This window comes from Sporolactobacillus spathodeae (assembly GCF_016908935.1).
GTDB classification, from domain to species: Bacteria; Bacillota; Bacilli; order Bacillales; family Sporolactobacillaceae; genus Sporolactobacillus; species Sporolactobacillus spathodeae.
Map to the genome: position 1 here is coordinate 92262 of NZ_JAFBEV010000006.1, position 20284 is coordinate 112545.

A 20284-nucleotide genomic window follows, 5' to 3' on the forward strand; every position below is an offset into this window, starting at 1 on the left:
TCCTGTTCATTTACCGCGCAGTATTCCGGAATCTAGCGGGACATTCAATATTTCACGATCCTTTTTAGCTCAATTTTCCATAAACCTCATCAGTAACGGCCTCCAGCCATTCGTTAGAGGCCCCTTCTGCAGGGACTTCAATCGCCAGATGTGAAAACCAGCTATCGCTTGCGGCGCCGTGCCAGTGTTTTATTTCCGGCGGAATATTGACTACAACGCCCGGATGTAGCGCCACAGCTTCTTTTCCCCATTCCTGATATTAACCACGCCCTCCGGTGACGAGCAAAATCTGACCGCCTTTATGATGAATATGCCAATTATTTCGGCAACCCGGCTCAAAAGTCACATTTCCGATTGTCACTCCGGTCGTTGTCAGCATCTTCAAATAGGCCTGTCCAATAAAATTACTGCTGAATTGTTTCGGAAGTTTGTCCCCAATCGGAAAAATAACGCCTTTGCTTAAATTCTGAGATTCACTCATGTTCACTGCCCCTAGCTTTTTCATTTGTTCGTTCGCGTTTATCCTGATTAGCTGCTTCGTTGACACAACGAAGCGCATTCAAGCTCCTTGGATAGCCTATATATGGCAAGCATTGGGAGATGACTTTTATTAAGAATTCTTTATCATTGCCGAGACGGATATTTGCTGCCGCATGACTGGTCAGTTGCGGCTCACAACCACCCTGTGCAGATAGAAAGCAGAAGGTGATCATTTCGCGTTTTTTATAGTCAAGCCCGTTCCTTGTGTAATAATCCCCGAAGCAATTGTCTGCCAACCAATGATTGATATGGCGTGATTCAGCAGGTCCAGACTTATAAAACTCTGCCATCTGAGGTCCGAAGATAGCAACCTGCGCCTGAACTCCCTTTTCCAGCCGGTTCTCTGTCGTTGTTGTCGCCTGTTGTTCCAACGGCAGTTTGACGCCTTGCTCCGTCAACACCTGATTAGTCGCCTGCAGAAAATCAAACACTCTGCCGATGCCGAGGTAAGCTACTGCTTGATAGACACCCTCTTTGACTTCAACCGGAGTGACGCCAAATTTCAAAGCGGCTTTCATCATTGCCTTGTATTCATTCACACACTGGGTCCCAATCAGTGTTGCCAAAATCGCCAGTATCCGTGTCCGGTCATCCAAGTCGTCGCTGTTTACGACTTCGTCAAAAGCAAAGTTGTCAAAGCGTTCAATAAACTCAGGATCTGTTTCTAAAAAGTTTGATTGATAGCCTGGAAACAGCCGTTGATGATAATTTCTAGCAAACTCTGTGATTGCCATGTTGTCCTCCATTATCAATTCCCCGCTCTTTTTGCGAATTCTGCGGGATAGCGAGCGCCCGATAGTTCAATTTTAGAAAGTGCATCGTTCAAACTTCGAAGTTCTTCATTTGTTAGCTCAATGTCTGCCGCACCTAAATTTTCTTCCAGACGCGCCAACTTCCGTGTTCCTGGAATTGGAACGATCCACGACTTTTGCGCAAGTACCCATGCAAGCGCGATTTGAGCAGGCGTTGCATTTTTAGCTGATGCGACTTCCTGAATCAGATTGACCAAAACCTGGTTGGCTTCGATATTCTCTGAAGTGAAGCGAGGCACAATACTTCGGAAGTCAGAGCTGCCAAAAGTGGAATGCTTATTGATGCTTCCGGTAAGAAATCCTTTTCCTAACGGACTAAATGGTACAAAGCCAATTCCCAGTTTCTCAAGCGCAGGCAGCAGTTCATTTTCAGGCTGCCGCCACATCATCGAGTATTCGCTTTGCACGGCAGTAATTGGCTGAACCTCATGGGCACGGCGGATCGTCTGAACACCGGCTTCAGAAAGTCCCCAATATTTGACTTTCCCTTCCCTAATCAGATCCTGTACCACGCCAGCTACTTCCTCAATCGGCACATTTGGATCCACACGATGTTGATAGAGCAAATCGATGGTTTCAACTTTGAGCCGTTTAAGCGATTCTTCAACGGATTTCCGGATCTGCTCCGGCTGGCTGTCAAGCACCTGCCGGCCATCCACCATTTTTATTCCAAATTTGGTAGCGAGGACCACTTTTCCTTTGTATGGCTCAAGGGCCTTGCCCACCAATTCTTCGTTTAGAAAAGGTCCGTAAATTTGCGCGGTATCAAAAAATGTAACCCCGCGATCAATGGCAGAATGAATGAGAGCAATCATTTCTTTTTCGTCTGCGGCAGGTCCATAGCCATAACTCATGCCCATGCAGCCTAACCCAATTGCAGAAACCTCAAGACCACTTTTTCCTAATTGGCGTTTTTTCATTTTAAGCCCTCCCATTTATTAAATTGTTGCTGCGCTTTAAACACCTTTACAACGCCCTATTGAACACGCTCTATATTTTCGCTTATTCAAAAGGTTTCAGCTTTTTTTCAGCAGCAACCATATGGCTCTGATAGTTTTCTATTTTAAAATTCAAACGATCGAGCGCATGCTGCATGACGTCAATCCGATCTTGAAGGTCATTGCGCTGTTCACGTAAGAGATCAACTCTTGCCTGAATGGTACTGTCGCCGATACGGAAAAGCTGCAAATATTCAATTAACGCTTCGATAGGCATACCTGCGTCACGCATGCATCGACTAAAAGCTATCCAGCGCAGGTCTTCATCATCAAAGTCACGAACACCATTTTCATTCCGCTTAACCGGTGGGATTAAGCCAATTCGCTCATAGTAGCGAATCGTATCGGCTGACACATTCGTCTCTTTACTTACCATTTTGATATTCATAGTCTTCATTCCTTTTAATAAAAAATGATTTTGCCTAAGTAAAACTTGGCTTAGCCAAGTTCTATTTGTAACGAATGCGCTTCGGTCGCTCGCTTGCCGCAGGCGCTGCATTCTTACGCAAAAGCCATACAAAATTTATGACTCTGCTGATGTTACGCTCTACTCTGTCGGTGTCGCGCCTTGCTCTGTCGATGTCGACCCCTACTCTGTCGATGTCGACCCCTACTCTGTCGATGTCGACCCCTACTCTGTCGATGTCGACTCCTACTCTGTCGATGTTACGTTCTTGTTTGCATCGAATGTGCTCCGGCTTCTTGCCGCGGGCGCCGCGCGTCTCCGACAAGCTGGGGCCGGAGGCTTCCGCTCCATTTTTTGCACAAAATACTATACTTTCTTGTCAAATTTTTAAAAATCATACTTGTTGCATGGTTGGACGGACGATGATTTCATTCAGTGATGTATCCACCGGAGCATCGATTGCAAAAGCGATCGTTTCCGCGATACGCGTCGCGCTAATGGCAACCGCCTCGTATAACTGATCGATGCCGGGCTTCAAGTCCTGATCCGTAATACTATTCGGCAACTCTGTCGCAACAGCACCCGGAGAAACAATCGTTACACGAATATTGCTCTGTGCGACTGCCTCTTCTTGACGTAAAGCTTCGCTAATTGCGCGGACAGCATATTTTGTCCCGCTATACACACCGCCGCCTGGATGCGTTTTATGTCCGGCAACCGATGACAGGTTGATGAACTGACCACTCTTACGTTCCCGCATCGATGGTAGAGCGGCTGCAATACCGTATAGAACACCTTTAATATTGACATCAACCATTCTTTCCCACTCATCAACCTTTAACTTATCAAATGTTGAATGGGGCATGAGACCGGCATTATTCACCCACACATCAATTTGTCCATATTCATCCAGGGCAAGCTTTGCCAACGCTTCAACCTCTGATCGAGAAGTGACATCCGTAACATGATAGATGGCGGAACCACCGGCACGCTTGATCTCTTCGACCAATTTTTGCAGGCGTTGTTCACGACGGGCACCGAGTACCACTTTATCTCCGCGCTCGGCTAAGAATTTAGCTGTTGCTTCGCCAATACCACTTGACGCGCCGGTTATAACGACGACTTTACTTTCTGTATGTGCCATTACTACCCCTCATTTCTTTTAAGGTTCTTTGATTTGCGAAAGGAACCTTTTAATAAATTCACCTTAAACCTTTGAGTGAACTCCAAGTCAAGCGGTGAGCGGTTTCGGGTTTCGTTCGTGCGCTTTTCCCATTTTTTTGAGCGTAAAATGGATAGCGAAGAAAAATATAGGCTAATCAAACAAATAACACCGACGATTTCGATTCATACAATAAACGAAATATTTGATTACAGTATAAATCACAGATCAGTCGATATGATCGGCTTCTCACAGTTGATTAATTACTATACCATTCACATAAAAAGAGAATGTACAGAGCGGGAACTCAGGAATATTCGCTTGAGTAGTTATCATTGATTTTGAAAGCAATATCCGTACCAAAGAGGCTGTCTCAAAAGTCGATTTTTCGACTTTGAGGCAGCCTTTTTTTATTCCTTATCAAGTAAAAGAGCTCCGATTTACTATTCGGAGCTGAACAAAATTAAGTGTTATTAAGTTGTTTTACAAACATGTTAATTGTGTAAGCTGTATTGTTATAAGACCCCCTAAGATTAAATATTTGGAGCTTTAGAGTGTTCCTTGTAATCATATGATTATCTAAAATGAGATTGCTGTCGTGGATAGTTCCTTTAAGATATTGCCTGAAAGTTGAAAGGTAATCATTGGCGTCTTGAGATAATGATCGACCATTTTGCTTACGATAGGAATCCACTTCAGCTATCAAGTTTTTAGTCAATTGCTTCTGCGAAGCGATATCATTGTATGAAAATTTGTAATGCTTTTGTAAAAGCCATTTTTGCTTTAGATACTGATTTGTTTCATCAATTAATATTTGTGTATCTTTGTTTAAATGTGCTGTTCTTTGAAGCGAGTGAAGTTTATTGACTTCTTTTTTTTGTTCTTGAACGACGTAGTGATCGGAGGTAATAGACACTTGATGCGTAACGTTAAAAAAAGAAAACGGATAAACAAAGCCAAGTATTAAAAAGACAAGGATTAATAAAGCTAGTATTCCCGATATTATAATATAAGCTTTTTTCATAGGCTACTCCCAGTTTTATATATTCATGCTAACATCTACATAAAACTTGCTATAGTGTGATTCAACAGAACCAGAAACGTTCTCCAGCTCGGCGTAGTCCATGTGCAAGAAAACGTGCGCTCATTATCTTCTCTATTTCTTTCAGAAAATAGCAATGGTCAGAAGGATTGTATTACCAGCCATCCTCCAAAGATTCAAAATAACTATTGGCGAATTGTCCTTTTTCTTTTAAAGATTGATAGTTAAATTGCAGTTGATTTCTCGGTTTTACCCCTTCTTTTACCGCCGTTTCGTATTCTCTCAGCCATAAATTTTTCTGATCGTATTTTTCAAGCATATGAAGCAGGATATACAGTGAGATTTCTTTGGATCTCTCCAGGATATTTTCTTTAAAATAGCTGATTGCTGAGTCATAGTCGCATAAATTGATCTTAAGCCTGAAAATAGTTTCGACGATATCATTTATTTTTTCTTTACGTCGATACTCGCTATCTTCACTTTCCCATGATTTCTTTGCCGGTGTTGCCTTTTGTTTCTCTAGTTCCTGTTTTAACTGAATGCACTGCTCGATGGCAATTTCTTTCGTATCAGCGATTTTCAGATTTGATATGAATACATTAATCAGGAACGATCGTAGGGTTTCCCTGCCTAGAGAACAATTAATTAATTGCTTAATGGCAGATTTTATTGTTTCCCTGTCCATTCCCACAGCAAATTTTCTTTTAAGTACTGTATCAAATAAATTATCTTGTTCAATCCCTACCGATCGGAACGGATCGTCTGTGTTAAATATTATATACTCAGATGCATAGCACAGCATTTCATATAGTTTTTCAAGAAGCGTTGTCGCCCGTTTTCCTTCCGCACTGTCAACAGGTATTTGCTGTAAATTTTTTATGTATGATCTGACGACGAATCGCCACTTTGGACGATCTTTTTTCTTAATAGACTGATTTGGCGCAAGATAATTTTGGTCATAGGCGTTTTGAATAAATTCCGTTATTTCATGTTCCAAATCATTGACACTGACATTTTTAGATTCTTTTCGTTTCCTTTTTTCAGCTTCTTTGAACTGCTGAAAGTCTGCCAACATCGTGTCAACCGCTTTTTCATCACGCAATTTTTTAGGAATGATTTTATATAAGTCAACAACTATCTGAGACAGGTCATCCTGATTGTATTTTTCGAGTGCATTTCTCAGTTCCGACACACGCATTTAGTGACACCTCGTTATATTTATAAAACCTCTGCATTTTGATAGTACTATCATCTGGTTGATGATTACAACACGTGGTTTTGGAATTACAGGTCATTCGTGTGACTAAAGAGACGAGAATTTCCTACGCAAAGCGTAACACAGCGGTCTTTTTAAAAAATTTTTCATTGAGCTGTTTTGATATTCATCATATTTTATAACCCACACCTAGTTATGATGTGGGTTATTTGATGCTTACCTTATAGAAACAACGATAGCGCACAATAAACAAGTAGCAGAGCCATGATGGCGTTGATCGCTTTTCGATAGTTGTTAAATAACTTTTCAAAAACTGCGCCGAAAACGGCCCAACAGAGACAACCAGAAGTACCAATGGCGGACAGCAACAGAGCAAAGAGTGCAATAGTGGCCACATCGTGATGATGAGGCAGAACATACGAGGACATCGCGGTGATGCCATAAAGAATAATTTTCACATTGACAAACTGTAACAGCATCCCAGAAATAAAGGAATTGGCCTGCGTGATCCCGCCTTTCCCTTCGTGCGGCTTGTCCCGCCAGATCGTCCATGCGAGCCAAAGAATATAAACCGCCCCGACAACGAGCATCATCGGCTGAATGGTCGGTATGAAGGCATACAACAATGAGGAAAAAGCGGCGCAGGCAGCCATCACGACAATAAAACCTGTGATGATGCCGAGTAGAAATGGGAGCGTCCGTTTCAGACCGTCTCTGCCCGCATTGGTCATCGACACAATATTGTTCGGACCGGGCGTATAGGCCGTTAAAAGAGTATAAGAGAGAAATGCTGAGATGTTCATGTTTCGATAACCTCCAATGATAGATACCACGCAGTGCCGTCACCGCATGAAAAGGCTCATGAAAATGGATTCCCAAACTTGAAACCAACCATTGCATGGACGCCTTATGCATGCTATCATACCGTCAGAAGTTCATTCATTCAAATTGAAATTGTTAAATTTTTAGTTCAATAATATTAAAGTATTCGAGAGGTGAATGCTATGGATCTCAAGTATCTGAATACATTCAAAACAATCGTGGAAGAAGGCGGGTTTGCAAAGGCCGCGGATAAGCTGAATTACACGCAGTCGACGATCACGTTCCAGATTGGACAGTTGGAGCAAGAGCTGTGTGCTCAGTTATTTGAGAAGATTGGCCGACGGATGGTACTGACAAAGGCGGGAGAACAGCTCGTCCCCTATGTCGACGACGTCCTTGCGTCAGTCAATAAAATGCGCTGCTTTGAAAATGATTTGACGGAATGTCGGGGGGATTTACAAATTGGCATTGCCGAATCGCAGCTCTGCTACCAAATGCCGTCTATCCTCAGGCAATTTCATCAGCAAGCGCCAAAAGCCCGTCTGTTTCTCCGCTCGATGAACTGCTATGATATTCGCGATGAATTGATTAACGGCACGCTCGATTTGGGCGTGTTTTATCAAAATGTAGGCGGCTTCGGTTCGAATTTGACAACCTATTCATTGGGTGACTATCCGGTCCTCTTAGTAGCCTCACCGCAAATAAAGGAGCGCTATCCCGATTTCATCACAGCTGATCAACAGCTTTCGGTTTCCTTTATCATCAATGAGCAGAATTGCATATTCAGGCAAATTTTCGAACAATACCTTCGTGAAAAATCGATTCGGCTTGATCATACAATTGAGTTATGGAGCATTCCTACGATTAAGAATCTGGTCAAAAGCAATGTTGGCATTTCATTTCTTCCTAAATTTACGGTACAAGAGGAACTGGACCGTGGAGAGTTGGTCGAAATCCCAACCGATCTGAAAAACCCACAGATTTCTGCCGTCTGCGGTCATCATAAGAACAAATGGATCAGTCCATTAATGCAAGCCTTCATTGATTTGTGCGTGAAAACAAAGTAAGACGATTAGATAGACTTGGCTATACCAAGTCCTTTTTTGCGCAATGCGCACCGATCGCTCGCTTGCCGCGGGCGCACCGAGAGCCTCCTCAGACAGACTAGAATCTGCGAGGCCCGTCTGGCACGCTGTTCCCGCAGGCGTCTCGCGAACTTCGCTGTATTTTACGTGCAAAGTCTTATACTTACCTTTGCAAAAAGTGAGGCACCGTAAAATATTTGGAATTAGCTAAAAAAACGCAGCCAAAGTGCTGAAAGTGGCATGACAAGGATTAACCCTGGGAGCATATTGGCAACTGGAAAAGACTTGATTCCGCTGATTCTTAGGCCAGTAACTAGCATGATAATACCGCCTAACGCCGAAAAGTCATTAATTAAATGATTGTTTACCAGCGGCAAAATGAATCCGGCGCTTAAAAATAAACCGAGAAGGATAGCGAATTGCGGCACAGCAATTGTCATGACCATATAACCTAATGCCGTGGCAAATATTGCGGCTGTGAAAAAATCAAGAATGGATTTTGAAAAGAGAATAGACGCATTGCCGGTCATCCCTTCATTCAAAGCGCCAAAAATCCCTGTCCCACTGGCGCAAAATAAAACGACGATGCCAACGAATTGTTCCAAGAAAAACTTGGGCGTCATTGAATTATTGCTAGAGAATAATTTTTCAATCGGTCTGCGCACTTTATTGGCGCACCATTCAATCCCTTTTTCCAATTGAATCAGCTCACCTATCGCACTGCCTAAAACCAAGGCAAGAACGACTGCCGGGAGTGTCTCAACTTTTACAATCAGTGCAATTCCCATACCCATGGACGCAGCCCCAAAGGTCATCGGCATGGCCACTCGAAGCCTCTCAGGAATTTTATCACCAAAGAAGGCGCCAATGAGGCTACCAACGAGTACAGACAATACATTTACGATAACACCTACGGGCATTTTCATATCTCCTTTAAAGCTCTCTTATTTCTTATACTGTTTTCAATTTAATCGGCGTCTTATTAGAGGCTCATTCTTTGCGGACAGAGTCGTTTGTTCCAGTTGCCGAGTTAAGTGAGGATGGAAAGTTGAGAATAACTTGGCGGAGACAAGTCTTTTTTTTGCAAAAATTGCACTTCGGCTGCTCGTTTGACGCGGGTCTCGCGCCTTCGCTCCATTTTCGCACGATATCTTATACATTCTCAAGCCTATAAAAATACGACCTGTTCATTATAGAACAGGTTTTCCTTTTTTTCTGATCTTTTTAATGTCGATAACGATACTTTAGTCGCCCAAATTATGTGAAATTGATATCATACTCTGCATGATGCATGACCACTTATCTGATAACCGTCCATTCCTTTCAACTTTTTGAAAACTATGGACATATAATGATAGGGCTAAAAATGGATACCGCCCCGCTTATCATAATTAAAATTAGAGCCACTTTCTTTTAGACATTGTTTTGGTTTAGCACATCAATAATTTTTGCTGCAGATAAATCTAATTCACGGATAACTTTATTAGCAAAGGATTTTGCGTTGGTTCTATATCCTGTGTTTCCCGTTTGAATCGCCATACATCCTTCTCGAAGTTGCACCCATGACATATGTCGCTCGCGCTTAATTTGCTTTATCCTATTCCAAACTTTGTCCTCACTACCATCGCTGAATGAATCATTACCCTGTTGATGTTCGATTGTGGAATGACCTATTTTACTCAATAATATCGGTGGCCGCCCATCTCTTAATGGATGATGAAGCTCTGGCCTTTCCCCTAGATCTTCACCTGTGACCATACAGTGATCCACAGCTGAACGACATAAATCTCTGGCAGCACCTCCAAGTAAGAAACGGTCTGTCGCTGCTGATTCAGCGGATACCCATTGTTTTAAAGCATTAAGAAGCAACGAAAAAGCTCTAAAGTCATCTGATAACAATTCTTTCATTTTTGGGGGCAATGGATTAGCTTCCAAAAAATTTTTTACATCCCCATCTTCATGAGCCAACTTATTAGCCTGCATGTTTAATAACGTACCGATTTTATCCAAAATGGGTTCAAATACTTCACGAGCAATTTTTACATTAAGTACATCGATTCCTTGTTTCGCAATCAAATTCTCATAATAACTGATATATTGAGCAATGAGTTCTTCTTTTTCTTTCTTTGATAAAGTTACATCGCTTTTGTACCGCCTGTATGTCATCAATTTTCCCTCTTTATGAAAAGTAATTTTCCAATAAGTACTACTAGAATTACTTCGTATATTTATCGAACAGCTACAAATCAAAGAGACAACAGGGTCATGCCTATTTTTATATAAGGATAATGGTCATTCAAAAATTAAGCTAATATTCCAACAGCACAAGTATAAACCTCTTTGACGGCTTAATTAAAGATGCGAAAATAAATACTCATCGAGGTTTCTTGCAGGACTTATGCAGCACTTTCACTTAAATTACTTTGTTTTGCATTTTCTTCACTTCTTAACTAATAGTAACCTTCGTTAAATCGGCGCCCATGCCTTTGAGCGCGGCGTAAGTAAGCTTATCCATCATCGCGCCGTCAAAGGAAATTGTTTTAATCGCACGGTAGTATTTATTAGTAAAAGTAAATGTCGGACGGAAAGATACGTTTTTAAGTGTTGCACCCTTAAACGTCACTTCGTTCAGCGCCGTCTTGTCAAACTTGACACCAATAAAGGTCATTCCGTCCAAGCGCAGCCCGCGCATGTCACAGTATTTGAAATCCACACCGTTGAAGGTACAGTTTTCAAAGACCGTCTTTCTAAGGTCGGTCATCGTCAGCTTGACGTCGCGTAGTTTTATGTCGGCGAATGTTGCGCCCACTAGCCCCGATTTACTGAAGTTGGTGCGCACAAGAATTGATTGATGGAAGTGCGCGCCTGCAAGGTCATTGGTGGTCAGTTCGCAGTCGGTTAGATTTGCGCCGTCAAAATTTGCTTCCCGCACATCGCTGCTCTTGAACGAACTGCCGGTTAAATCAGCGCCCGCAAAATCGGATCCACGCAACGCGCTCGCTGTAAATTTTCCTTTATGCGCGATAACACCCGCGAAGTCGCTCTTTGTCAGATCACTTGCGCTAAAGTTTGTCACGACCTGACGTTCTAGAGAGCGGGAGAGATTTGCAACATCCTGTACTGTTTGCTCAATGTCACCAATGCTGTCGATGGTCATCTCAAATGCGGCTTCATCATCCTTGCCCTCAGCTTTGAGTTCACGGAATCGCTCCTGCAAATCGGAAAGTAAATCAGCCTTTAGTTCAGCCACGCTTTTTACGCCATCGTAAGGGGCAAAAACGCCATTTAAATAGTTTGTTAATTTCTCATTCATACTATCAAACTCCTTTACAATAAGTTATCGAGCACGCGCTTTGCGTACGCCCAATTGCTTTTATTGTTGACGTAAGTGGCCTTGCCCTTTTTGGTAATCCGAAAATACTTACGCCGTCCGCCCTGAGATTCGTCGCCCCAATACCATTCGATATCACCATCCGCCTCAAGCCGCCGAACACTGGAGTACATGGTGGCTTCCTTTAATTCGTACTCACCGCCTGATCGCTCAGCTATCAGCTTAACAATTTCATAGCCGTATCGATCAGCTTCGGATAGAAGTCGTAATATCATCGTATCGGCGTGACCACGCAGCAGGTCGGATGTGATTTTGTTCTCACCCATCTCATCACCCCTATAACCATTTTGCATTATATTACTATTACTGTCAATGTATTTTGTTTACTTTATTACCTTGCCTTAAAAACTCGTTGCTATGATTCCTGAAACAATAAAAATAAGGCCTTCTCACATTGGCACCTCCGGCAAAATTGCCGCAAGAAAATCGCAATGTTTGAAGACCCTTTGTTTATGGACACTTTCTACCTGTGGCATTAATACAAATACTTATCCTAATCAATGCACGCCAATTTTACTCTCAGTAAATCTATTGGGTGGGCATAGTCCAAAGGGCCACACATTAAAAAACTGTTAGCCCATTGGTTAAGTTAAAGAGGTTAATACAATTATTTGGTAAATATGTTTTAATCTTCCACGATTTGCCCTAAAATACTACGGTCAATTGTTTTTCTAAATTCTTAATTTGCTCATCGGTTAATTTCTTTTGCAACTGAAGTGAAGGTTCGATCACCTAAGACTAACAAAGAAGTAATATTGGGACCTCGGTTTTTACTTGAGATCTTTCTCTTTCAATCTATAAACCCTTTTTTCCTCATTATACTCTAATACCTCATATTTAGTTCTCGCACGATATATGTGACCAAAAAAAGATCCATCAACCCCGCTTTTAGAAACTAAAATGTATATTGTTGATTATTTTCTAAATGATATTAGATAATCCGGATTTTCAACACTAGTTGATCTTATCAATTGCATTTTTTTAACTATCATGCTATTAGTAAATTCAATGTGCTTCTTGACATAATGATCTCTTAACAAAGCAATATACCCACTAGCTATCGCTGTAGCTTCTGATGTTCCTGAAGAATACGAAATAATATATTTCTTGTTTGAGCCAATCCTCCATGAAATAGTTTTAATTTTTTCACCTGGAAAAGCAGCTACAGCAGTGGGAGAGATATTTGATGAATTCCAAATTTTGTTTTTTTTGTTCTTTGCCTCTATGGATATAACCCCTTTCATACTTGCCGGAAAGAGCAAATCCTTATTCCCATAATCTCCTGCAGCTGCAACAACAGATATGTGATTCTTTATTGCATTGTTAATTTGGTATTTAATTTTTTTATTTGATATAAACGATCCAAAACTCATGTTTATTACTGAAACTTTTTTTGACACAGCATATTCTATTGCATTTGCTATACTTTCTGGTTTAACTGTTCCATTTGCACCGATAGCTTTTATAATTATTACATTTGCTTTTGGAGCAATTCCCCAAACTCCATGTTTCCCATTTCCAATAACTATACTTGTCATTTCAGTCCCATGTCCATTTTCATCAGTTACATTTGAATTTTTTTCCAAACTATTATACGTACCAATAATTCTATCTTTATACAATTTTTTTGCATAATTAGATATGCCTGTATCTATTATTGCGATAGTTTGTGATTTACCCTTTGAATATTTCCAGAGTTGTTCAACATTTATACTACTATAATACCAATTTTTATTATTAATTGATTGATTGCCACATGATGATATAAAAATTAATGTTAAAATTAAAATGCACATTTTAATTTTTTTCATTGTGATTGCACTGGGATGATATTAAGTGCTATGCCTCCCCCAAAAAATATTTAGTAAATTAATATTCCTGCCGTCACAATATCCGTTATTAATATAATCGCAATTAGACTTAAGAGAAGTACTTTATTAGTTTTTAAGTTTATTTTATTTTTAAAAAAAAACACAAGAACAGCGAATAAAATTGGTAAAATGGCGAACATAAAAACATACTTATTATTACTATCCAACATGAATTTTAATCTATCAAACATTTTTGACCACTCCTCAGTATTATTGTTTTTTTACATGGTAAACTAACGCCCAAGTAAAAGATATTTTAATTCCTCTATTTGATAAACTGTTTACATAAGAAATATCATTTGCAGCCCATGCCCAATAACCTGAAGAAAGCCCACCCACAACTCCGACTGGCCAAAAGCCGAATAGGGTAATTAGTCCCGATGCTGTACCTCCTAGAATAGCAGCTCTATTTAAATTTCGAGCAATACGATTTGCCTGTGAAACACTTGCATATCTTTCTAACCCCCACCAATGCCATACAACTTTGTTAACATTACCACCTTGAATAGCAATATCATCATCATTACTTTCATATACAGTCCCATTATCCGTTATAGTAACTTCACCATTTTTAGCAAGCTGATTTACATTACGAATTCCTTCAATCATTTTATTGACTTCTTCACGACCTAGTTCATTAATTACATTTGTAGGTATATGTTCAATATCGAATTTCCCATCATCAGCATTCACATACTTATCTAATGTATTTATTATTTCGTTACTATCACTGTTTGTTTGATTTATGTTCTGTTGAACTGACGAACCAGCAAAAGCACTACTCGGGAAAAATGGTATAAGTAAAATGGCTATGATAAAAATTGAAACTAAAACTTTTAGATACTTTTTTTGGGGACTTATTATCACCATACAAATTCCTCCCTATAATTACTCATATCTTAGTTTTCTAAAATAGAATAACATAATGGGAAAATTTATTATATATATAATTTTCTACACTAATTTATATTTTTCGACTTTTCCAATTTTTAAATGGGTATAAATCAGAATTACCATTAACTAGGTATTTACACATTTCTCAAAACCCAAACACCACTCCCCAGAAGATTATCATGCCAGTAACATCATGAAACTTCCATCCTCTCCCCGTCAACTTTAGCTGCTCAGAAAGATCCAGCACGATTTTCTCTCGTCTGCATCGTTGTGGTTGGGGTTAAAAGTATGATCACAGGTGAAAACATCAGGTCTACCATTCCAGCTAAAGACGGTTGTATTCTGAGTTATTCTGTTATGTTCAATATCCTTGCGTTAGTCTCCTTAGCAAGCGCTTGTTATTCTTCATCGGCAATTTCTCTTCGAATTCTACAACGATGAGCTCGTTTTATCATTATTAAAATTATCAATTTGTATCTTTATGATGGATTTTTTTTTAGCGTTTTGATCCGGATGAGAAGACGTTTATCCAGAACATCTCTAAATTTCTTTGATGAGATTAATTGCAACTAAAGAAGAATTGGACAAAGATTCATCCACTCGAGTTAACGAACAACAATTGAATGAATTATTCAAAGAAATCGAGAAGGTCATAAAGCATTCAACTCTGAATGATGAAATACTTTACAGATTGATCAAAAGAAATAGGAATAAAAAAAGATGGTGGTCCGAGAATTTATTACCGATTCTCAGATCCCCATCTATCTTTTTATTTCTTTCAGCTTGTAGAATGACCCTTCACAGCCTAAAATGCTTAATAATCCTATTACGACAAAATTAATTGGACGACTGATTCAAGATGCGTAGAGTACAGTGTGTAGTAAGTTTTTGAATACTTACGTTAGTGGAATTCGCCTTAATTTTCCTTACAAAAGTAAGACACTCATCAAACAGGAGAGTGTCTTTTTTTACTCCAATTAAAATCTAGTCCACACTTTAGTATTAATTTTTTTCGGAAATATACCTTAGAGCCTAAACCCTAAGAAACACTATTTATCGGGGTGACCTGAAAGAAGATTACGAAGGTGCTGCCGCCGAGTGTGTCATAGGGCAGATTGCGGCTCCAGATCGTCTTTTTCTCTTTGCCGAACAAAGTTATCAAGCAATGCACGCACTTCATCTGTTGACTTTGTATGCATCAATTGATTTCTTAATTCACTTGCCCCGCGAAAACTACGGACATAGATCTTAAAAAAACGTTGAAGCGCTGTAAACGGACGTAGCTCTAATTTTTCCGCATACTTATCATGGAGATCCAGATGCAACCTTAACAGATCGAGCAGTTCCTTACTGCTATGATCTTTCGGTTCCTTTTCAAAGGCAAATGGATTGGTAAAAATACCACGCCCAATCATTAGCCCATCGACACCGTATTGATCAGCGAGTTTCAAGCCGGTTTGACGGTCTGTGACATCGCCATTGATCGTCAAAAGTGTATCCGGTGCCACTTGGTCACGAAGTTTCTTAATCTCCGGAATCAGTTCCCAATGGGCATCTACTTTGCTCATTTCCTTTCTCGTACGCAGATGAATGGTAAGATTCGCAATGTCCTGTTTCAATATGTGTGTCAGCCAGTCGTGCCATTCATCTACAGCCGTGTAGCCCAGCCTTGTCTTCACACTGACAGGCAATCCCCCTGTTTTTGTTGCTTGGATTATATCTGCTGCGACTTCGGGACGCAAGATAAGACCGCTTCCCTTCCCATTCGCTGTCACATTCGGTACGGGGCAGCCCATATTGATATCCAAACCGCTAAACCCTTGTTTCGCCAGACCCATACTCATTTGCCGAAAGCATTCAGGTTTATCGCCCCAAATTTGAGCGACAAGCGGTTGTTCATCGTCTGTAAAAGTCAAACGCCCACGCACACTATGGATCCCCTCTGGGTGACAATAACTCTCCGTGTTTGTAAACTCTGTAAAAAACACATCAGGTCTGGCTGCTTCACTCACCACATGGCGAAAAACAACATCCGTCACTTCTTCCATTGGTGCTAGCGCAAAAAAAGGTCGTGGCAAATCACGCCAAAAATTATCGATCATCGTTAAATTCAAATCCTCACATTATGGGATACCTTTCCAAAAACCTTATCCCCAAATTACTTTCTTAACACTTATAGCATGTTTAAACACTTTAAATCAAACTATACATAACAAAATCAATCAAGAAAAGGTCGTTTACGACCTAGAAATACATATATTGATTCAAAAAATTTTTTTAGTTAGAAAAATTTCTCTCCAGCAGTGCGACCGTCTATCGTGGCACGAGTTTTCATTATTGATGTCGATGTTCTAGGGAACAGGTCAACCGGTTTTTGGCCCTTTAATGGTATGTAGAAACATATCAACGGTTTATAGGTAAATCCCAAAAGCCCGTGAATGCCTTTTTTGGATTGTATCACCTTTAATTACTGAGGCGATTTTGCTTTAATCAACCAAGCAATACTTCTGACATTCTATCTTGATGCTCTTTTATGTCTTCAAAATTCCATTCCTGTCCCACTCCACGATAATTTTGATTGTCTTTGCATTTCTGCATCATAATCATAAATTTTATAGATGCCACACTTACCTGCTTAATCTTTCCAGAAGCATCTAAGTAATGATCGAGCTTTGTTTTAGGACTCCAATTTGAGCCGGAACTATTTGCTTCACTACCAATCATGGCGTAGTTACCCAAACAATTTATTTGATCTTCATTCACCGCACCATTATTTCCATTAGCGTTGGCTTGAGGGTAGTAATGTTCTAAACTCCTGCGCGTTCTCGAAAAATAAAACTGTTCGAATACTTTCAAGCCAAAATCAGCACATCCAAGTGCGGTAAAAAATTCGTTCCGTTCTTTACTGTCTTTTTTTGTTTTCTTGCCGCGAAACTCATTAGCATATTTCTCCCACAGTTTATAGTCAAGATAGTTGAAAACGAACAAAGGAATTCCCTTCGACATTATCGTGCCATCTCCATAGATTGCGGCAAAATCAAAACTGCTATTGTGCGGTGTAATATCAAGTGAATTATCGCGAAGGATGGCGTTATCAAAACTACCGGGTTTCGGTGTATTGATTTCGTTAAGATTATCCGCCACCAAATATACATCTTTGAAGTATTTATCCGCCAGTCCCAATAAAAATTCGTAATACTTGCCAATATCCCAGTCGTCAGAGCGGAACAGGTGCAGCAAGCAGTAGAAAAGGTAATTTTTCCTTTGCCTTGCCGTAAATGATACCTCGAACATCGAAAGCAGCTGCACCAATTTATTCTGTGTATCGCTTTCACCGTCAAGATTTTTTAGATACCCTTTTTTGCCTTCTTTTTGCCAGTATTGTAGCTTCCAAGGATTGCTCTCAATAGTGTCATCTTCATTTGAATGATGCACGAGATAGTTGTCCAATAGATATTTTGCCATCAGTAAGTTGAAACCGAACCTTTTGACAAATTTCTTGTCAACCTGCACCTTATCAAATTCATGAATCAATTCTTTGTCGTCGAGATTAAAACTCGTAGGGTCAAATCCGCTTTCTTCCATGTGGGTGAGCTTCAGCACAATAAGCAGGAAGTTTGAAAAATCAATAATTGGCTGAAACGTATCAATTTTGTCCTCTTCATCCTGCGGGGTTTCTAAGCCTTTATAGTTGATAAGTTCGCTGATTTTAAGCGTATTGGTGTTGTCTTCGACATCCGGCAAAGCATCAAAATCCATAACATAGCCAAAATCACCGAGAGACTTCCCGAAAATCTGAGTCGCACTGTTCCTGTCGCTGCTGTATTTTTGCTGAATATAGACATTCATCTCGCTGCAATATTCCCACAGGCGATTGAATTTCGCTTTATCAGCATTATTCAGTTTTTCGATAAGGCGTGCCTTAATAATTTCATGCTTTTCCAGTTGCTCGCCTCTGGAATTCATGATTTCAAAGTAGTGGTTTAAGTCTATGTCTTTCGGCACTTGGTAGTGAACTAAGTGAACGCTGTGCTGAAAATAGTTTTTGAACCCATCTTGGCATGCTTTCGGAACTATCTCATTAATGGCGTCCTTGGCATATTTAAAGCCTTTTACGATTCCATAGTCTTTTTCTTCAATCTCAAAACAAGGGATGCTTTGAATGGTGTCGTTCGATTTTTTACGTGCCCGATAAGTCAGTTTGTTTTGGATGGAAACTCCCAATGCTCCCAGCACGAGATTAATTGTGGTTAGCCGCTGTTGGCCATCAATCACTTCATAAACTTGATCTCCTTTATGGAAGGACACCAACGTCCCGATAAAGTACGTCTGCTTTTTGGCGGTGTACACATCATAGACGTCCTGAATCAGTGCGGAAATCTCATCTTTTTCCCACGCATAGTTTCTCTGGTATATCGGAACTTCATAAGTTGCTTTGTCGCCGTTATAAATTTCGGCGATGGACAGTTCTTTGAGCGGCAAAGTTTTAGTTTTCATTTTCGTCCTCCAAGAATTTGTTTATTTTGAAATAGTGGAGATAGTTTTGATAAATGCCTTCTTCGTCCAGCTCGTCCACATTATTTTTTTTCGCCACTATGTAGGCAATCGGTACCGGATTCATCCTGTCGGAAAGTGTGCTTAAAAGCGAAACCGGGGAATCTGCTTCGGTTATGATTTTATATATGTTGAAAGAATTCGTAACATCGTTGCCCATAATGTAGTTTTGCGCCGACAGCCAACCGACATTATAATACTGTGCTCTAAGTGAATAAGCCCAGACAAAGTCAAACACCACAAATTGGTCTAACATTTCCAAGTCCATTTTTGCAGGTCGTTCGGGGCAGAACCTATCAACATAGAGCAAAATAGCGGTGTCAAACAACAATCGTGTGATTCGGTTGCCAACACCATTTTTGTATGTTCTCAGGTCAAGTGTTTTTATAATGTCGTTATCATTAATAAAATAGCCCTCATATTTGTCGTTGTTCTGAATGTCTTTAAGTATTTCAAAGTAGTGTTTTGCATAATCAAAAAACGGCTTGCCCGCCACAATTGGCGTGTCCAACTGAAACGGTTTAAGATTCCGTATGCCTGAAACAAAAGGCATTGCGGAATGATTGACCGTATCAGCATAGGCAAATGCCCCTTTGTAAAATTGAGCGTAAGGGAAGTTGTCCCGCCGGGTGATACCCTTGAATTTATGTATATTATGCTCGGTGAGTTCCCAAGCCTTGTTGCCTTTTGTCCATTCTTTCACGCGATAGAGATAATCACTGAACAGTGCCGAGAGTTCTTTTTGGTCTAAATCCTCCCAACCTTTTACAACCTCCTCAGTTTCCGCTACATCCAAATCGTTCATCTCACGAAGATGATAAGCCTTCAGCAGATCATGAGGGTAAAGCTTTTTGCCACGAGCATTTTGCGAATCAAAGAACTGGAAGGCCTCGGATATGTTTTTTGTAATGACAACGATGAGTTCGCAGTTGTTTTCGATATAATCCAGCAGTTCTCCTCTATCCCTGTCGTCGATTATATTATTTGCACGTCTTTCCAGTGTGCGGAAGTTGTTGGGTATATTACGAGTATTATGTGGGTTATTTGCGAGGGGCTGCTCTAGGAAACTTATTGAATCAGCACAAAGAGCCTTAAGTAGCAACGAAAAGGTAATCGTTCGCTGTTGCCCGTCGACGATGTTATATGTTGATTCTCCCTCTTGGTGGAGGATGAGTGTCCCTACTCGATAGATTTCTTTATTTTCGTTTTTAGCATCAATAATGTCGTCAAGCAATTGAATTGCATTTTTTGCTGTCCATTTATAGGGCCGCTGATAATTCGGTATTACCAAATTAATGTCAGTAATGGAGTTACCGTCTTTATCCTGCGTTACTTTATCGTGCAACAATAAGTCACCGATTTTAGTTATTGCGAGTTTTAAGCAAGTGGTCATATTATCGACTCCTTTTAGAATTAAATACTATATAATTTCGTATCCTCGCCCATCATCATTTTGTAGTGCTGTTCCTATTCCAAGTCCTCAAAAATCAG

18 protein-coding genes and 1 pseudogene are annotated in these 20284 nt (G+C 40.3%); 1 reads left to right on the forward strand and 18 read right to left on the reverse strand.

Going from position 1 to position 20284, the window contains the following annotated elements:
* Positions 1 to 64: 64 nt before the first annotated feature.
* The 9 genes and pseudogenes from JOC27_RS04835 to JOC27_RS04875 form a co-directional block, all read right to left on the reverse strand.
* Positions 65 to 481: pseudogene (locus tag JOC27_RS04835) on the reverse strand (cupin domain-containing protein).
* Complete coding sequence (locus tag JOC27_RS04840; protein ID WP_205005885.1) at positions 474 to 1274, reverse strand: carboxymuconolactone decarboxylase family protein; 801 nt, start codon at positions 1272 to 1274, stop codon at positions 474 to 476. Before JOC27_RS04840 ends, JOC27_RS04835 begins: the two are co-directional and overlap by 8 nt.
* Before the next feature lie 14 nt (positions 1275 to 1288).
* Positions 1289 to 2272 carry an aldo/keto reductase gene (locus tag JOC27_RS04845; protein ID WP_205005886.1) on the reverse strand — a complete coding sequence of 328 codons (984 nt, stop codon included), beginning with the start codon at positions 2270 to 2272 and terminating at the stop codon, positions 1289 to 1291.
* A gap of 82 nt (positions 2273 to 2354) precedes the next feature.
* A complete protein-coding gene (locus JOC27_RS04850; RefSeq protein ID WP_205005887.1) occupies positions 2355 to 2738 on the reverse strand; it encodes a MerR family transcriptional regulator in 384 nt (127 codons plus the stop codon).
* A gap of 61 nt (positions 2739 to 2799) precedes the next feature.
* Positions 2800 to 3081: a hypothetical protein gene (locus JOC27_RS04855; protein ID WP_205005888.1), complete on the reverse strand. Its 282-nt coding sequence runs from the start codon at positions 3079 to 3081 to the stop codon at positions 2800 to 2802.
* A 69-nt stretch (positions 3082 to 3150) separates the two neighbouring features.
* A complete protein-coding gene (locus tag JOC27_RS04860; protein ID WP_205005889.1) occupies positions 3151 to 3900 on the reverse strand; it encodes an SDR family oxidoreductase in 750 nt (249 codons plus the stop codon).
* 481 nt (positions 3901 to 4381) lie between these two features.
* Positions 4382 to 4942, reverse strand: a complete 561-nt coding sequence (locus JOC27_RS04865) for a hypothetical protein (RefSeq protein WP_205005890.1) — start codon at positions 4940 to 4942, stop codon at positions 4382 to 4384.
* 172 nt (positions 4943 to 5114) lie between these two features.
* Entirely contained in the window at positions 5115 to 6158 is a 1044-nt protein-coding gene (locus tag JOC27_RS04870; protein WP_205005891.1) for a hypothetical protein, read from the reverse strand.
* A 239-nt stretch (positions 6159 to 6397) separates the two neighbouring features.
* On the reverse strand, positions 6398 to 6979 hold the full coding sequence (locus JOC27_RS04875) for a LysE family transporter (RefSeq protein WP_205005892.1): 582 nt from the start codon (positions 6977 to 6979) through the stop codon (positions 6398 to 6400).
* A 201-nt stretch (positions 6980 to 7180) separates the two neighbouring features.
* On the opposite strand from JOC27_RS04875, the gene JOC27_RS04880 reads away from it, so the two are divergent.
* Positions 7181 to 8065, forward strand: a complete 885-nt coding sequence (locus JOC27_RS04880; protein WP_205005893.1) for a LysR family transcriptional regulator — start codon at positions 7181 to 7183, stop codon at positions 8063 to 8065.
* 221 nt (positions 8066 to 8286) lie between these two features.
* On the opposite strand, the gene JOC27_RS04885 is transcribed toward JOC27_RS04880, so the two are convergent.
* From JOC27_RS04885 to JOC27_RS04925, 9 genes are all read right to left on the reverse strand, one after another.
* A complete protein-coding gene (locus JOC27_RS04885; RefSeq protein ID WP_205005894.1) occupies positions 8287 to 9003 on the reverse strand; it encodes a DUF554 domain-containing protein in 717 nt (238 codons plus the stop codon).
* Between the two features lie 493 nt (positions 9004 to 9496).
* Entirely contained in the window at positions 9497 to 10249 is a 753-nt protein-coding gene (locus tag JOC27_RS04890; RefSeq protein ID WP_205005895.1) for a hypothetical protein, read from the reverse strand.
* A 280-nt stretch (positions 10250 to 10529) separates the two neighbouring features.
* Positions 10530 to 11396: a pentapeptide repeat-containing protein gene (locus JOC27_RS04895; RefSeq protein ID WP_205005896.1), complete on the reverse strand. Its 867-nt coding sequence runs from the start codon at positions 11394 to 11396 to the stop codon at positions 10530 to 10532.
* 14 nt (positions 11397 to 11410) lie between these two features.
* Complete coding sequence (locus JOC27_RS04900) at positions 11411 to 11740, reverse strand: PadR family transcriptional regulator (protein ID WP_205005897.1); 330 nt, start codon at positions 11738 to 11740, stop codon at positions 11411 to 11413.
* Positions 11741 to 12388: 648 nt separating this feature from the next.
* Entirely contained in the window at positions 12389 to 13285 is an 897-nt protein-coding gene (locus tag JOC27_RS04905) for a S8 family peptidase (protein WP_205005898.1), read from the reverse strand.
* 270 nt (positions 13286 to 13555) lie between these two features.
* Complete coding sequence (locus JOC27_RS04910) at positions 13556 to 14215, reverse strand: hypothetical protein (RefSeq protein ID WP_205005899.1); 660 nt, start codon at positions 14213 to 14215, stop codon at positions 13556 to 13558.
* Positions 14216 to 15342: 1127 nt separating this feature from the next.
* Entirely contained in the window at positions 15343 to 16341 is a 999-nt protein-coding gene (locus tag JOC27_RS04915) for a tRNA dihydrouridine synthase (protein WP_205005900.1), read from the reverse strand.
* 388 nt (positions 16342 to 16729) lie between these two features.
* The gene (locus JOC27_RS04920; RefSeq protein WP_205005901.1) at positions 16730 to 18736 is read right to left on the reverse strand and encodes a DUF262 domain-containing protein; all 2007 of its coding nucleotides are present in this window, start codon (positions 18734 to 18736) and stop codon (positions 16730 to 16732) included.
* Positions 18726 to 20186, reverse strand: coding sequence for a DUF262 domain-containing protein (locus tag JOC27_RS04925; protein ID WP_205005902.1), 1461 nt, complete (start codon positions 20184 to 20186; stop codon positions 18726 to 18728). The genes JOC27_RS04920 and JOC27_RS04925 overlap by 11 nt, the downstream gene beginning before the upstream one ends.
* Positions 20187 to 20284 lie beyond the last annotated feature (98 nt).